Genomic DNA, 15,239 nt, shown 5'->3' with positions numbered 1-15,239 from the left:
ACATGGAAAAACCGTCTGAAGAGCTGACAATCTTGCTTGCAGATGTACTTGCAGACTTTGATGTGGAATTTAGAAAAATGTTTAGAACCACTGTCCACTTCGTTAAAGGTAATATGTTTGCAGGTGTCCACGGAGATGGTATCATGTTGCGTCTCAAGTCCGTGGATCAGGAACTATTATTTGCTGAGCATAATGAGGCTGCACCTTTTGAACCAATGGGCAGACTCTCTCATTAAAAATAATCTGGTTTGAATATCTGATCGCGGATGGATGGCAAGTTATTCATACTTATTTATCCTTTAAAGGTCATCATTTACTTTATACTAATACTAATACACATCAACTGAATTCCTGATTACAATGAAACTCTATAGCACAAATCTTAAGGCACCGGAAGTAAGCTTTCAGGAGGCCCTTATAACCGGGCTTGCACCGGACAGAGGGCTTTACATGCCAAAAAGCCTTCCGACCTTCTCAAAAGAAGAGATTGACTCCTTCAAGGATGTGTCGTATCCTGAAATTGCATACAGGGTACTGAACAAGGTTCTTGAAGGTGAGGTAGATGACAAATCACTGAAAGCCATCATCTATGATGCTTACAACTATGAAGTTCCTCTTGAGGAAGTTGACGAGCAGACATACATCATGAGGCTTGACAGGGGACCAACTGCATCCTTCAAGGACTTCGCAGCTCGCATGATGGCAAGGCTCATGCAGTATTATCTTAGCAAAGATAATAAAAGTCTGACAATCCTTACAGCAACTTCCGGTGATACCGGAAGCGCTGTTGCACACGCATTCTATGGTCTTGACAATATAAAGGTCATCGTGCTCTTCCCCACAGATGAGGTCTCAGATCGTCAGCGCAAGCAGATGACCACTCTTAATGGAAACATTACTGCCATCTCGATTGACGGTAAGTTCGATGACTGTCAGGCAATGGTAAAGCAGGCATTTGCAGACGTGGATCTCAAACATCTCAACCTTTCATCAGCCAACTCCATAAACATTGGTCGTCTGGTTCCTCAATCAATCTACTATATCTATGCCTATGCAAAGCTCAGGGACTACCCGGAAGAAATCATATTTTCCATTCCATCAGGTAACTTTGGTAATATGATGGGCTGTATTCTGGCAAGGACAATGGGCATACCTGTAAAGAAGATAATTGCTTCTGTGAATGAAAACGATGAAGTGCCACACTTCCTGAGAACTGGTGACTACGAGAAGATAGTTCCATCAAAGAACTGTCTATCTAATGCAATGAATGTAGGTCATCCCAGTAATCTTGCGAGACTTATCGCTATCTATGGTGGTGAGATGGATGAGATTGGGAATATCAGCAAAGAGCCTGACATGGAAAGTCTTAGGAATGATATCTACTCTGGTTCTGTCACGGACAGCGAGACCAAAGCTACAATAAAAGAAATATATGAACAATATGGCATACTTATCGAGCCTCATGGTGCAGTCGGTGTAAAAGGCCTGCTCGAATTCAGATCCCAAACAGGTGATAATACGCTTGCAGTCACTCTGGAAACAGCAGATCCTGCTAAGTTCCCTGAACATGTAAAGAACGAAACGGGAGTTGAGCCCGAACTTCCACAAAGCCTGAAAGAGGTAGAAGGGAAGGAGGAGTATATGGATTATCTTAGTACGGATTATTCCGGTTTTAAGAAGTATCTTCAGGAAAAGCTCATCTGAGCTTTTCTTCTTTAGTTTCCTTATATTGATTTTTAATTTTCATCTATTAGTGGGGTGTTATTACGACAGGGGAAGACTCATGTTCATCAAAAAGTCATGGTAAATATTTCGGTATATGTACCTCCTATCATCATTCCAAAGGTTGTAATTGTCCAAGATGTCCATCATATCCTGGATATGGTGTCTTCATGTTTTGTTCTAAAGGTGTATATCCTGGCACGCAGAAAAAAGGGTGTATGTGTTCTGAGTGCTATATATATCACAAATTTGCTCTAAAAGGTGAGTACTTTTGCCTGGAATAATTATTTATTCTGCTTGTTGCTTTTGATTTTTTATTTAATAATCACCTCATCATTATCATAATCATTATATATCCAAGTGTAGATATATTAATATAGTAGTATAATGTAGTATTAATTGTGGCAAGATCTGCCAGACAGAAAATGCCTCAAATGAAATGCCCCATACGGTGGTACGATATGGATTTCATCCAAATTTCCTCTGGAAAAACGGAATTGGATTGCATGGAATTGTGGGTACGATACCTTCCCTCTCGGTATCTGAAAAACGAAAAATACCCACCTTTCCAAAAATTGGAAGGATGAAGCAAAGGAGTATGAGCGAGTTTAAAGTGGGACTTTAGTGGGAAGTGGAGTATGAGCGGATTAGGGTAAGTCGTTCCGAAATTCTCGGAAGGGCTCGGGGTTATTGTCAACATTATTGCCAATGGGGTTATTGTCAATAATATGTTTTCCTGCTTTTGCAGGAAAACTATTTCAGTTTATAATTATACTGCATCGTCACTTTTTTAATTTCGATATATTTTATTCTATAGAGCTCTTCGGCATCCAAGTGCCTATTCAAATCATGAATATGATTCTTTTTTAGTAGTTTTTTTAAGGACCATAGTTCGAAGTTCATCAATATGTACAAAATTCCTGCTAAGTTTTATCTATGATTATATTTTTATAATGATTATTAGGTGTTATATGGTGGATAAAACAGAGGATTTTCAGATCCGCACAATGAGGCGTTCGGATATTGATATGGCTATCAGATGGGCAGAAGAAGAAGGCTGGAATCCTGGGTTGAATGATGCAGAGTGTTTTTATGCCACTGATCCTTCCGGTTTCTTTATAGGGGAACTTGATGGAGAACCAATCTGCTGTATGTCAAATGTTGTTTATGATGACAGATTTGCATTTGCAGGTTTTTATATTGTGATACCGGAATACAGAAACCACGGTTATGGAAGCAGACTTTTTAATGAAGCAATGTCCTATGCAGGCAATAGGAACATTGGTGGTGACGGGGTAGTAGAAATGCAGGAAAAATATCAGCAGAGGTCTGGTTTCACTTTTGCCTATCGTAACATAAGGTTCGAAGGCATTGGAGGAGGTACAGAACCCGAGGGGATGATTCCGGTTTCACACGTCTCATTTGATGCTCTGGTGGATTATGATAGCCTTCATTTTCCATCGCGTCGTGAGAATTTCCTGCGTTCATGGATTTCCCAGAAAGGGTGCAGTGCATTTGCAAAACTTGATGATTCTGGTGCAATTATGGGATACGGTGTTATAAGGCCATGTTTCACTGGATCGAAAATAGGTCCGTTATTTGCCTCAACTCCTAAGATTGCAGGAAATATATTCAACAGTCTTCTGGCCACAGTTGGCGAAACACCTGTGTTCTTCGATGTTCCTGAACCTAACACTCATGCTCTGGCTATCGTACAATCCCATGGCATGTCCAGAGTTTTTGAAACTGGAAGGATGTATACAAAAAATGTTCCTATGCTTCCAATTAACAATATTTTCGGTGTAACCAGTTTTGAATTAGGATGATTCATTGTTTTTTTGTAACTATTCAGCCTGATAAAAACGCTATCAATAACAATCTTGACAAAAAGTTGAAACGTAAATTTCATTAGGATCATTTATTTTGATTGTTGCTATTGATTGCTTTTTTGATTGTTAGATTGTTAGTGAGCAGACATCTCTATTTCGATGAAATCAGTACCAATAGGCAAATCGTGCCAGGCTGAATAGTTACGTTTTTTTTTTCAATTACTTACTTTTTTCAATAATTGTGTATTATCCAAATCCTTATAATATATTTTACAATATGATTTGTTAATGATTTTTTATTTCAGATTTGCTTATATATTATAGGGCTGTTTCAGCATAGCCCTTATGATATCTATTAAAAGCAGTAAATACTCTTATTTAGAGCTTATAATCTCATGTACTATATTCGGAGCTAGTGGAATCTTTATAAAACATGTTAGTGGTATGCAAACAAGTTCTATTATCTTTTACAGGCTTATTTTTGGATTCATAATGCTATTAGCTTACTGTATACTGACTAAAAAGTGTAATATCCTTTATTTGGACAAAAAGAAACTTTATATCCTTTTAATTGCAATTTTTAATGTTCTTACCCTTTATACTTACTTCAGTTCTATAAAGTATGCAGGTATTTCGATTGCCGTCCTGTTGCTTTACACAGCACCAGTGTACGTTACATTATTGTCTCCTCTCTTTTTAAAAGAGAAGATTACAAAACGTGGCATGTTTTCCCTATTGATCTCAATAACCGGGATTCTAATCGTTATACTACCAGGAAGCAAAGCATCCGGATATGATGCTCATATTTTGCTGGGTATAATTTTTGGTGTCCTGTCTGGTATTTCTTACAGTGGAACGATCATGACTGTTAGTTATCTCAAAGATGAATATTCAGGTATCACTCAGTTGTTCTGGTCAACTTTTATCAGCTTGCTGATTCTGTTACCTTTTGGTAGCAAAGTACCGGCAGACGTACTTTTTATGAATCTGCGAACTCTTATTCTATTCGGGGTGGTAACAACAGCTTTTGCTTCGGTGCTCTATCTCAACAGTGTTGCAAAAATTCGGGCACAAACAGTAAGTGTGCTTGCATTACTTGAACCTGTAAGTGGTATTCTTTTCGGGTTCCTGTTCCTTCACGAACCTATATTTATGCATACTCTTCAGGGGTGCTTCCTTATAATCCTGGGTGCATTCATCCTTCTTTTTGAGCCGGGAAATCTTAATCTTGCACATGTGGCAGGTTCAAAGACCTATATATCTATCATTGGCAGAAATAAATTATTAAAAATCCCTGCAATATATTCTTCACGGCTACTAAGGAAATAATATCTATTTCCTGAAGAACATTGCTATGCAAAGTGCAATCATGAATGGAAGCAATATGGTTGGGAATTTTGGTATTTCCTGATTTGTATCCCCATTATCCTCATCTGTCTCTTCTTCATCTTCAGATACCTCGTTCGAGTCTTCATCGTTGTCTGATCTTTCGTTAGACTCATTTACATTAATTATATTTTGCACACCTTCTGACGATGCATAACTTACAATACTGTGTCCGTCATGTTTCCACCAACCGGATTCTTCATCATCAGTAGATGTGTCATCTATTATTGACATAAGAGGTTCCTGTTCAGGAGTAGGTTCTATAGCTTCATTATTTATACTTGTTATATTTTCAAAAGCTTCATGAAATGTCTGTTCTTGTGGTATAATATTTGGAAATAATAATGTCAGAACAAGAATAAAAATAATGAATACATATAATTTTATGCTAACTACCAATCTTTGTTCCCCCCACATATATAGACTGGTCAGATTTGCCTGCCATTTACACATATGTTTGCTGCGAAATATATGTTTTTCTGTATGTGTATACAAAAAGTATTCAAAATAAAAGAAAAAGTACTTTATTAAGCTGTTACTAAATTACCAATAATCCCATAGATTATATGCAAGCGCTTAATCATGAATTAAGTGCTTTTATCGGTGAATAATGTGATAATCAATTATATTAACAGGTTTCAGAAATTGATCATAAAGACAGTTATCGTGATGATGGCACTTGTTATCCTTAGTGCTACATTGGAAATTGGATGGATAGTGTTTAAGGATTTGATTACCCCTCCTGTTTTCTTAATCGGTGTGGATCAGATACTGGATGTATTTGGTCTGTTCTTCCTTGTTATAATTGGTATAGAGTTACTGGAAACTGTAAAAATGATAATCACGGAATCTTTAATGAATGTGGATGTTATCATCCTTGTAGGGGTCACTGCAATCGTAAGAAAAGTGATGATAATTGATATTAAAAGTACAGAACCCCTGTTCCTTGCAGGTATGGGTGTGCTTATTCTTGCACTTGCAGCAACATATTATCTGATAACAAGCTCTGAAAAAGAATTCAAGTGCACACTTGATTATGAAAAAGAATAAAAAAAGAAGAGGAAAGTGAAGGCTCATTGAACGCTCTTATTCACTTTCAAATTTGAATTTATCCAGCTTTGCTTTCAGTCCATCTGCAAGTTCAGACAGTTCCCTTGAAGATTCTGTGAATTCTGTCATGGATGATGTTTGTTCTTCAATAGCAGCAGAAACTTCCTCTGTTCCGGCAGCTGATGCCTCTGATATTGATGACATTTCTTCCATGGATGCAGTAACTTCCTGAATCGATGCAGATTGCTCTTGTGCAGCAGCTGCAATATCCTGTGCCATACCTGCAACCTTCCCACCACCTTCTACAATTTTCTTAACAGCATCGACGGTATCCTGAAGTGCTTTTGCACCACCTGCAATGGTTCCAGTTCCTTTCTCTACGGTTATGACAGCTTCTTCTGTCCTTTGTTGAATCTCAAGGATTAGCTTTGATATCTGTTGTGCGGCGTTTCCCGAGTTCTCAGCAAGTTTCCTTACTTCATCGGCAACAACTGCGAATCCTCTGCCATGTTCTCCTGCCCTGGCTGCTTCTATTGCAGCATTGAGTGCTAGCAGGTTGGTCTGGTCTGCAACATTTGTGATGAGTTCGACTATTTCACCAATTTCTCTGGACTTAACATCCAGTTCCCTTATCACATTTGCAGATTGTCCGGCAGAATTTTGTATTTCATCCATCTGGTTAAGAAGTGTCTCTGATTGGATTCCAACTTCTTGTATGAGTTCACTTGCCTTTGTTGCAGTTTCTGCAGCAACCTGGGCACTTGAAGCAATTTCCTGGACATTATATGTCATGTCTGCCATTGCATGTGATGTTTTTTCTGTTTTCACGGATTGTCCTTGAGCACCACTGGCTATTTCACCAATTGTCTGGGATATGTGGTTGCTTACAGATTCCATTTCAATTGATGATGTGTACATAATATTTGAAGTTCCAGTTACTTTATTAGCACTATGTTCTATTTCTATAACCAGATCTTTAAGGTTTTTTGCCATCTGATCGATTGCAGATGATAATTGTCCCATCTCGTCCTCTGAATCACTTTCGATGTTAACCGTCAGGTCTCCTTCTGCAATAGAATTGGTGGCAGTGATCATTTTTTCAAGTGAATCTGTAATTGATTTTGAGAATTTTCTGGCGGCAAAGAATCCTACAATGATGAGTATAAATATCGCTGCGATCATTGTGTTCCTTATGGATTGAACTCCTTCTGTGAATTCATCAAGGTAGCTTCCTGAGGCTACTATCCATTCTCTTGGTTCGTAATATGAATATGCTACAACCTTTTCTCTTCCTTCCCATTGGTATGAGAGGTAGCCTTCTTTGGTTTCGACCATTTCTTTCGCAAAATCATATTCATAGATGCTCTCGCCCTCTTTATTTGGATGCAGTATCAGATTGCCTTCTGTATCCATTATGTATAGATAACCTGTTTTCCCGACAACAAGTTCTCCTATATGCTCTTTTATATGATTGATGAAGGGCTCTTCCAAAACACCAACATAAAGGATACCTATTATATTTCCTGAATTATCTTCAATAGGTTCATATGCTGTCATGTACCATGCATTGACAACCCATGCTCTTCCATAGAAGGTTTCTCCTTTATTGATAACTGCATCATATACTGGTTGGGATACAGTAGTACCAACTGCTCTTGTCCCTTCGTTAGTTATTACATTAGTGGATATCCTTACAGCCTCTTCATTTTGCACCTGGAATACGGTAGCTGTTCCACCAACCATATTTTTGACGTTATCAACGATTTCAAAGTTGTTATTAATAACATAGTCTTCTCCAAGTACCATTTGTTCGTCAACTATCTTTGGAGTGCCCTTTGAATAAAAAGCGGCTCTTGCAACTCCTAAATCACTATTTACTTTGTCCTGTGCAAGAGATAATGTTGAGCCAATGTAATCATTCTCTATTTGCACCTGCTCTTCAAGTTTATTTTGTATCTCATGTGAAATACTGTTGCCTGCTTGTTCATAGGCATATGTGCCTACAAGAAGAACGGGTACTATAGCAGCTATTAGTGTGAATATTAGTAATTTACGTCCAATTGGGATGTCTCTGTATCTCATGTTATCCTTCCACAATGATAAAAAATTAATATAATATACGTCAATCTATTATCTATATTATATAAATAATTCTATATATTTTCTGTTCATTTACGCACCATATTAATTTTTTAACAGTAAAGTACTAATCTGTTCTTGTTTATTCATAAATTCACATATTATTTACACTACACACCAACAGAATTTAAAAAATCCATTTGAGATAGAATAATTATGAAAATTAGTTGCCTGATACATCTGGAATTCGAATCCCTTGGTAACATCAAAGAATGGGCCTTTAATAAAGGTCATTCTATATCCGTGACTGCTCCATACGTAAATTCTGTTTTCCCACAGTTACATGAATTCGATCTGCTCATAATAATGGGTGGTTTGATGAGTGTCTATCAGGAAGAAGAATATCCATGGTTAAAGGAGGAAAAGAAATTTGTTAAAACTGTTCTCAAATCAGGCAAAGCCGTTTATGGCATATGTTTTGGAGCCCAGATGATAGCAGAATTATTGGAGGGTAAAGTGTCACAAAGTCCACTTAAGGAAATTGGCTGGCATAAAGTTCGTTCACTTGAAGCATTTCAGGCAGATGATATTCTGTTTCATATTTCTGAGGGAATTATTGTTTTCCAGTGGCATGGTGATACCTTCAGTCTTCCAAAGGGTGCAAAACGTCTGTTTGAAAGTGAAGCATGCCCGGAGCAAGGGTTCATTTACGGAGACAATGTGCTTGCAGTGCAGTTCCATCCAGAGGTTAATGAAGAGTGTGTAGACAGCCTGATAGAAAACTGTAGTTCTGACTTCGTGGAAGGTAAGTATATACAATCAGAGCATGAGATACGTGGGAGGGATGATCTGATAAAGTCATCTTCTGATCTGATGTTTGCAATACTTGACTGGTTTGAAAGTAATATAGGGAGTAAAGCAAACTAAAAGTACTTTTATATCTATCGTCAGAATAAGTTCATTTAAGGAGGTTTTTTTCTGGACAAAGAGGGCAATGGTAAGAATAAATTAGAATCTATGCGACAATTGTGCAAGACTCGTCCATTAAAATACTCGGACCTCGATTATTTGAAAAAAGGTTCTACTAAATTCCTCTATGAATCTGGATATTCTCTGGAGGATATTTCAGATGCACTTGACCTGAACCGCCGGGATGTTGAGAACAACCTTAAAGGGACCGGCTTTGAACTGGACTACAGGAAAATCTCTCAATTTGAAGATAGTTTACCTGCTAATATTGGCAATATTATTACTATCAAAGTTCCTTCTTGGGGTAATGAGGGCGAAGAACTCACTTTTCGCGCAAAAGTAATTCAATGCATTCCAAGAGGTAGAGGCTGTGGTCTTTCAGTCATTCTTCTTGAAGATACAAAGTTTGAGATTCCTCTTTTTGGTGCAAAGAAAAAAGATGACGAAATAGTTGTCCCGTTGGAATGGTATGTCAAATAGAGCCCTATACCAGTTTTCTCATAAAGAGTTCAGTTCATCAATGTAATATATAGTATTATTCTTCAATATATTGTACAAAAAAAGAATGCGAAAAAAAGAAGATATGAGGAATTACCCTCATATTATTCGGATACTATCTCGTCATCATTTCTAATTGCAGCTACCAGCTCAATCGGGGATACAAAAATCTTTCCATCACCGAATTTACCGGTTCTTGCACTTGCTCTTATGATCTCGATGATAGGTCTGACATCTTCATCGCCCACGACCATCTCTATCTCGGTCTTAGGTATCATGTCCACTTTGATCTGTTTTCCTCTGTACTGGAGGCAAATACCTTTCTGTGCGCCACGTCCTTTAACCTGATAAACTGTCATGGCAAAGTAACCTTTCTCTTCCAATGCGGCCTTTACATCTTCCAGCATCTCCGGGCGGATAATTGCTTTTACTCTTTTCATTCGCATCACCTCAGGCTGTAGTAGATTCCCCATGTTGGGATATATCAAGTCCAACATATTCTTCTTCTTCTGTCACACGCAATCCCATTACCTTGTCCACAAGCTTGGCAAGTATATAGGTCATTACAAATGCGTATATAATGGCAGCGGAAGCATCAAGTAGCTGTATAAAGAATTGATGTGTATTTCCATATATAAGTCCGTCAACTCCGCCAATGGCTGCGCTTGCAAATATTCCGGTTGCAAGTGCTCCCCAGAGTCCTCCCATTCCATGAATTGCCCACGCATCAAGACTTTCATCAAGTCCCTTGTGCACACGGAATAGTAGTGCTCCGTAACAGAGAAGTCCGGCAAATCCACCGATAATGATAGCAGCCATAGGTCCGACAAAACCGGAAGCTGGTGTGATAGCTACAAGACCTGCAACGCCTCCACTGATAAGACCCAGTGAACTTGGCTTGCCCTTTATCCAGGATGCTGCCATCCAGGTAAGTGCCCCGGCTGCTGCAGAGATGTTGGTTACGACAAGAGCATTGACTGCAAGTCCGTCTGCTGCAAGTGCACTTCCTGCATTGAATGCAAACCAACCGAACCACAGGAGTGATCCACCAAGGAGGGTTGTTGTAATATTCTCTGCCTCCATGCTGTATTTGCCAAATCCTGCACGGTTACCAATAACAAGTGCAAGTGCCAGAGCACCGAATCCTGAACTTATGTGTACTACGGTACCACCTGCAAAGTCAAGTGCACCTAGCTCTCCGGCCCAGCCGCCTCCCCATGCCCAGTGAGCAAGCGGGTCATAGACCAGGGTTGTCCAGAGTAATCCGAGAACAATAAAAGAGCTCAGTTTGATACGTTCTGCAACTCCTGATGTAAGGATTGCCAATGTGATTCCTGCGAAAACCAGCTGAAATACCATAAATAGCATATCAGGGATTCCGTCGCCGTCCATTCCAACGCCTGCTAGGAATAAATGGTCTAGGCCGCCTATGAATCCTGATATATCAGATCCAAAGGAAAGGGTGTAACCGATTGTAACCCATTGTATACTTACAATGGCAAAGGCCACGAAAGACATGGCTATCATAGAAATAATGTTCTTACTACGCACCATTCCGCCGTAAAAGAGTCCTACTCCCGGGGTCATAAGCATGACCATGGCGGTACAGATGATAATAAAGGCTGTATCTCCAGTGTCGAGTACCAATTACATCACCTGATTTTTTGAATTATGATCAATTGTTTGTTCCATAGTTCCACCTATATTTATATATCGTAATACGGATGTCTGCAATATTCTTCCCTTTTCCTATGTAATATTATTTAAATATTTTGTTTTGACCTTATGGACAATATTCTTTTTTCATCTATTAGGTAAGTATTTATCCAGAAAATACGATGTTTACTGGGGTTTAAATATGAGTACAAAAGAAGAAACATCTATTGAAGTCAGCAAAGATGGGCCGTATATCGTCAAAAATGTGAACACATTCGTTAACTCAAAAGGAGAGAATTTGGATACACAACCTGCTATGGCACTTTGCAGATGTGGTTCATCAAAGAACAAGCCATTTTGTGATGGCTCTCACATTGAAATTGGTTTCAAGGATGAAAAGAATTGAGTATTTTCGTTTTTATTCATTTCTTCAAAAACGGCTGATTTCATAAAAGAGTAAGTCTATTGCATGTTACGGCATTGCTATCATTTTTCTTCTTTTAACCATACAAAGCCTATTTATTGGTAGATTTACTATACCAGAATCATATCGTTAATTGAAAGATATATATCAATATCATGGAGATTTAATAAATGGCAATCCACCCTATAGAATACCGTTACGGAACAGATGAAATGAAATTTGTCTGGAGCGAGGTAAACCGTCTTGAGAAGGTCATGAAAGCTGAAGCTGCACTTGCAAGAGCTGAAGCAGATATTGGACTTATCCCAAAAGAAGCTGCAGATATTATAGAGGCCAGTATTGGTTCTGTGGAACTTGAAAGGGTAAAAGAGATTGAAGACGAGATTCACCACGATATGATGGCAGTGGTTATCGCCATGTCTGAAAAGTGTGCGGAAGATGCAGATAAATGGGTGCACTTCGGTGCCACATCAAATGATATGCTTGATACTGCAACAGGTCTTCAGTTAAAGGATGCTGTGAAGATCCTTGAAGATAAGATCCACACTCTTCTTGATGTACTTCTCCTTCAGGCAGATACACACAAGAACCTGGTATGTGCAGGAAGAACACACGGACAGATCGGTGTTCCAACAACCTATGGATTGAGGTTTGCCATATGGGCATCCGAGGTTGCAAGACACATAGAGCGCCTTGAACAACTCAAGCCACGACTTATAGTTGGTCAGATGACTGGTGCAGTAGGTACTCAGGCTGCATTTGGAAAGGATGGAATTGAGATTCAAAAAAAGGTAATGCAGTATCTTGAGATTGGCTCAGTTGATGTTTCAAACCAGATCATCCAGAGAGACCGCCATGCTGAATTTGTCATGTGGATGGCAAACACCGTCACTACTCTTGACAAGGTGGCTGTGGAAATACGTACCCTCCAGAGAAGTGAGATAGCTGAGGTTGAGGAAAGCTTCAGGAAAAAACAGGTCGGTTCTTCTACAATGCCACACAAGCGTAACCCCATCAAGTCCGAACAGATATGCGGTCTTGCAAGGATCGTTCGTGCCATGATCGAACCTGAACTTCAGAACAACACACTATGGGATGAAAGGGACCTGACTAATTCCTCATGCGAAAGGATCGTTTTCCCCGAGGCATGTGTCCTTACCGATCATATCATAAAGCTCGCAATCGGCGTGATCGAAAACTTAAGGTTCTATCCGGAGAACATCCGCCGCAACCTTGACCTTCTTAAGGGACTGAATATGGGTGAGGCTGTAATGATAGAACTTGCAATGCGTGGTGTAGGTCGCCAGGAAGCTCACGAGCTTGTCCGCTCCAGTGCAATGGAAGCTCATGAATCCGGCAAGTATTTCAAGGACGTCCTGCTGGCAAACCCTAACGTTGCAAATTACCTGAGTGAAGAGGACATAAGCAATCTGGTCGATCCGGATAAGTACATTGGTACTGCTGTAGAGCAGGTTGAAATGGTAGTTGCAAAACTGAAGAGGAACTAATTTCCTCTTTTTTTCGCAATTCTATTTTGATAATTCTATTTTATATTTTACTTTTTCCGGGACATCGGGAACAATTTCATAACGAATTGTTCTCTGTCTAAACAGACCAATTAAATAACAACGTTGTCTTAGTTTTCATTGTCATTAAATCCACTCGTGAAAGCTATTAGTGGAGATGTTTGCGATAACTATTTGTCCTTAATCGACAGGCAAAACGACAGTAAAATAAAAAGTGCTTCCTTTTCCAACTTCACTTTCAAGTTCAAGTTTAGATCCCATCATATCAAGAAGCCTGTTTGATATCGTCAGTCCAAGACCTGTTCCTCCGTACCTGCGACTTATGGAACCATCTCCCTGCGAAAAAGAATCAAATATCCTGCTTCTGTTCTCTTTTGCGATTCCAATTCCTGTATCTTTCACTGAAAATGTTAGTCCGATTTCATGCGTTTTGTAATGAAGAATAGAGGGTTCCACTTTCAGTTCAATTTCACCTGTTTCAGTGAACTTTATAGCATTACTTAAGAGATTAATTAATATCTGCCTCAATCTCAGATCATCAACAATGATATATTCTGGTATGTTTGATTCTATGTTCAGTTTAATTTCAAGCTCTTTCTCATGGACTTTATAATTAACAATATCTGTAATTTGCTTAAGCAACTCCATGAGTTGTGTTCTTTCTGGATTAAGTTCCAGTTTTCCAGCTTCTATTTTTGAAAAATCTAATACATCATTGACCAGATCAAGCAATGTATTTGCTGATGTATGCACTGTTTGAATGTAATATAATTGTGATTCTGTAAGTTCTGTTTGCATCAGCAGATCAGAAAAACCCATCACTCCATTAAGAGGCGTCCGAATTTCATGGCTCATGTTGGCAATGAATTCACTTTTTGCACGGTTTGCCATTTCTGCCTGTTCAGTCATGTGTTTTGCACGGATCGTGGCTTTTTCAAGATTCCGATTAGTTTCAAGCAATGTTTCCTGCGCTTTTTTACTTTCTGTAATATTTCGAAGTATTATCATTTGTCCCAGTGCATTTTTATTTTCACTGGAAAGTGGCAAAAAATCAACATTAAGCCAGATGTTTTCTCCACCAACGCTCTTTTTCACTTCAAGGCTATTTCTTTCAACTGCATTCTGTCTGTTAGTAATAAGTTCTGGCCAGGAAACCAGTGTTTCAGATACTATTTTTCCAATATAATCCGATGTAAGTTCCAGGTATTTTGTCGCAGAATGGTTACAATCAACTATTCTTTGCATTTCATCAAGAACAATTACCCCGTCAGGCATTTTTTCAAAAAGCAGACTACGTGCAAGAGGAGCTAGATCTAATAATTTGTAATGTGTCAGGCCAAAATAAATTATTATACCACAAAATGCAAGAGAAAAAGGAATTGGATCAAGGCCAGGCGGAAATATTCCAGCAATATAGAGTAAGAATACTAAAAAGGGTATTAATGTTCCAAGCATTACTACAGATACCTGTTTTCGAAAAGCTGGCATGACCTCTGTTCGCATGTTTAGCAGAAGGACAATGCTGAAACTAATACAGAGGATGGTATAAAATTGCTGAATCCAATACCATGTACCAGGTTCAAATGCCAGTATAGGAAAGATTGCTTCAGGACTAAGGAATATTTCCTTGTGATATAGAGTATGTTTCTCAGTAGTGAACACAAGGAGCATAGTTACTAATGGAATGGCAACGATTGCAAAAGTTGTCGCTGTGGTTGACCATTGTTTTTTCCCTGTGTATTTTATTGTAAAGATCAGCAATAAAGCTGGAATAAAAGGAATTCCAATATATTCAAGTTTGTAATAGGTTAAAGTAGAATTCAATGTTGCTGAAGATATTTCGAATACATAAAAAAATGTATAAACAATAATGGAACATAAAAGTAATGAGAAATAGGTAGTACCGTCTTTATCTCTATGCTTTTGAATATAGAATATCAGTGCACACAGAATAAACACCAGTGCAAATAGTGGCAGTGCAAAATAATTGAGATACATGTTTACGTTTTTGTCTGTCAATACTTATTGATTTAGTATACGACTCGTTTTTTTATATTACTACAATATCTGTAAATAAATATATGTTGCCGGAACTTTTAT

General features: G+C 38.5%; 15 protein-coding genes. 10 read left to right on the top strand and 5 right to left on the bottom strand.

Translation table 11 applies throughout. The features are described from left to right. Positions 1–2: 2 nt before the first annotated feature. The 5 genes from WN948_RS12990 to WN948_RS12970 all read left to right on the top strand — a co-directional run bounded on the left by WN948_RS12990 (position 3) and on the right by WN948_RS12970 (position 4,880). Positions 3–236: a hypothetical protein gene (locus WN948_RS12990; protein ID WP_342304611.1), complete on the top strand. Its 234-nt coding sequence runs from the start codon at positions 3–5 to the stop codon at positions 234–236. A 124-nt stretch (positions 237–360) separates the two neighbouring features. Next, positions 361–1,704: a threonine synthase gene (thrC, locus tag WN948_RS12985; RefSeq protein WP_342304610.1), complete on the top strand. Its 1,344-nt coding sequence runs from the start codon at positions 361–363 to the stop codon at positions 1,702–1,704. 59 nt (positions 1,705–1,763) lie between these two features. Continuing rightward, positions 1,764–2,006, top strand: coding sequence for a DUF2769 domain-containing protein (locus WN948_RS12980; protein ID WP_342306483.1), 243 nt, complete (start codon positions 1,764–1,766; stop codon positions 2,004–2,006). A 687-nt stretch (positions 2,007–2,693) separates the two neighbouring features. Then, positions 2,694–3,548 (top strand): GNAT family N-acetyltransferase, encoded by an 855-nt coding sequence (locus WN948_RS12975; protein ID WP_342304609.1) that lies wholly within the window; start codon positions 2,694–2,696, stop codon positions 3,546–3,548. A gap of 348 nt (positions 3,549–3,896) precedes the next feature. Then, positions 3,897–4,880 (top strand): DMT family transporter, encoded by a 984-nt coding sequence (locus WN948_RS12970; RefSeq protein WP_342304608.1) that lies wholly within the window; start codon positions 3,897–3,899, stop codon positions 4,878–4,880. 3 nt (positions 4,881–4,883) lie between these two features. Here WN948_RS12970 and WN948_RS12965 read toward each other — a convergent pair whose 3' ends face one another. Then, positions 4,884–5,336 (bottom strand): hypothetical protein, encoded by a 453-nt coding sequence (locus WN948_RS12965; RefSeq protein ID WP_342304607.1) that lies wholly within the window; start codon positions 5,334–5,336, stop codon positions 4,884–4,886. Positions 5,337–5,582: 246 nt separating this feature from the next. On the opposite strand from WN948_RS12965, the gene WN948_RS12960 reads away from it, so the two are divergent. Continuing rightward, entirely contained in the window at positions 5,583–5,987 is a 405-nt protein-coding gene (locus tag WN948_RS12960) for a phosphate-starvation-inducible PsiE family protein (protein ID WP_342304606.1), read from the top strand. A 36-nt stretch (positions 5,988–6,023) separates the two neighbouring features. On the opposite strand, the gene WN948_RS12955 is transcribed toward WN948_RS12960, so the two are convergent. Next, complete coding sequence (locus WN948_RS12955) at positions 6,024–8,069, bottom strand: methyl-accepting chemotaxis protein (protein WP_342304605.1); 2,046 nt, start codon at positions 8,067–8,069, stop codon at positions 6,024–6,026. A gap of 213 nt (positions 8,070–8,282) precedes the next feature. On the opposite strand from WN948_RS12955, the gene WN948_RS12950 reads away from it, so the two are divergent. After that, on the top strand, positions 8,283–8,993 hold the full coding sequence (locus tag WN948_RS12950; RefSeq protein ID WP_342304604.1) for a type 1 glutamine amidotransferase: 711 nt from the start codon (positions 8,283–8,285) through the stop codon (positions 8,991–8,993). Positions 8,994–9,083: 90 nt separating this feature from the next. Further along, on the top strand, positions 9,084–9,515 hold the full coding sequence (locus tag WN948_RS12945) for a hypothetical protein (protein WP_342304603.1): 432 nt from the start codon (positions 9,084–9,086) through the stop codon (positions 9,513–9,515). A 122-nt stretch (positions 9,516–9,637) separates the two neighbouring features. On the opposite strand, the gene WN948_RS12940 is transcribed toward WN948_RS12945, so the two are convergent. Beyond that, positions 9,638–9,973 (bottom strand): P-II family nitrogen regulator, encoded by a 336-nt coding sequence (locus WN948_RS12940; RefSeq protein WP_342304602.1) that lies wholly within the window; start codon positions 9,971–9,973, stop codon positions 9,638–9,640. A 10-nt stretch (positions 9,974–9,983) separates the two neighbouring features. Continuing rightward, the gene (locus WN948_RS12935) at positions 9,984–11,180 is read right to left on the bottom strand and encodes an ammonium transporter (protein ID WP_342304601.1); all 1,197 of its coding nucleotides are present in this window, start codon (positions 11,178–11,180) and stop codon (positions 9,984–9,986) included. A gap of 211 nt (positions 11,181–11,391) precedes the next feature. Here WN948_RS12935 and WN948_RS12930 point away from each other — a divergent pair, with 211 nt between their 5' ends. Together WN948_RS12930 and purB are read left to right on the top strand one after the other, a co-directional pair. Then, positions 11,392–11,595 carry a CDGSH iron-sulfur domain-containing protein gene (locus WN948_RS12930; protein ID WP_342304600.1) on the top strand — a complete coding sequence of 68 codons (204 nt, stop codon included), beginning with the start codon at positions 11,392–11,394 and terminating at the stop codon, positions 11,593–11,595. 188 nt (positions 11,596–11,783) lie between these two features. Continuing rightward, positions 11,784–13,121 (top strand): adenylosuccinate lyase, encoded by a 1,338-nt coding sequence (gene purB / locus WN948_RS12925; RefSeq protein ID WP_342304599.1) that lies wholly within the window; start codon positions 11,784–11,786, stop codon positions 13,119–13,121. Positions 13,122–13,319: 198 nt separating this feature from the next. On the opposite strand, the gene WN948_RS12920 is transcribed toward purB, so the two are convergent. Then, positions 13,320–15,137, bottom strand: coding sequence for a histidine kinase N-terminal 7TM domain-containing protein (locus WN948_RS12920; protein WP_342306482.1), 1,818 nt, complete (start codon positions 15,135–15,137; stop codon positions 13,320–13,322). Positions 15,138–15,239: the final 102 nt, after the last annotated feature.

The organism is Methanolobus sp. ZRKC5 (assembly GCF_038446525.1).
In the GTDB taxonomy this organism is placed as follows: Archaea; Halobacteriota; Methanosarcinia; order Methanosarcinales; family Methanosarcinaceae; genus Methanolobus.
This window is presented reverse-complemented; position numbering and strand designations above follow the sequence as displayed.

Excerpts from the sequence above, each read along its gene's own strand:
- WN948_RS12990 (WP_342304611.1), top strand. The coding sequence starts at position 3 with ATGGAAAAACCGTCTGAAGAGCTGACAATCTTGCTTGCAGATGTACTT.
- thrC (WP_342304610.1), top strand. The coding sequence starts at position 361 with ATGAAACTCTATAGCACAAATCTTAAGGCACCGGAAGTAAGCTTTCAG.
- WN948_RS12975 (WP_342304609.1), top strand. The coding sequence starts at position 2,694 with ATGGTGGATAAAACAGAGGATTTTCAGATCCGCACAATGAGGCGTTCG.
- WN948_RS12970 (WP_342304608.1), top strand. The coding sequence starts at position 3,897 with ATGATATCTATTAAAAGCAGTAAATACTCTTATTTAGAGCTTATAATC.
- WN948_RS12955 (WP_342304605.1), bottom strand. The coding sequence starts at position 8,069 with ATGAGATACAGAGACATCCCAATTGGACGTAAATTACTAATATTCACA.
- WN948_RS12950 (WP_342304604.1), top strand. The coding sequence starts at position 8,283 with ATGAAAATTAGTTGCCTGATACATCTGGAATTCGAATCCCTTGGTAAC.
- WN948_RS12945 (WP_342304603.1), top strand. The coding sequence starts at position 9,084 with ATGCGACAATTGTGCAAGACTCGTCCATTAAAATACTCGGACCTCGAT.
- WN948_RS12940 (WP_342304602.1), bottom strand. The coding sequence starts at position 9,973 with ATGAAAAGAGTAAAAGCAATTATCCGCCCGGAGATGCTGGAAGATGTA.
- WN948_RS12930 (WP_342304600.1), top strand. The coding sequence starts at position 11,392 with ATGAGTACAAAAGAAGAAACATCTATTGAAGTCAGCAAAGATGGGCCG.
- purB (WP_342304599.1), top strand. The coding sequence starts at position 11,784 with ATGGCAATCCACCCTATAGAATACCGTTACGGAACAGATGAAATGAAA.
- WN948_RS12920 (WP_342306482.1), bottom strand. The coding sequence starts at position 15,137 with ATGTATCTCAATTATTTTGCACTGCCACTATTTGCACTGGTGTTTATT.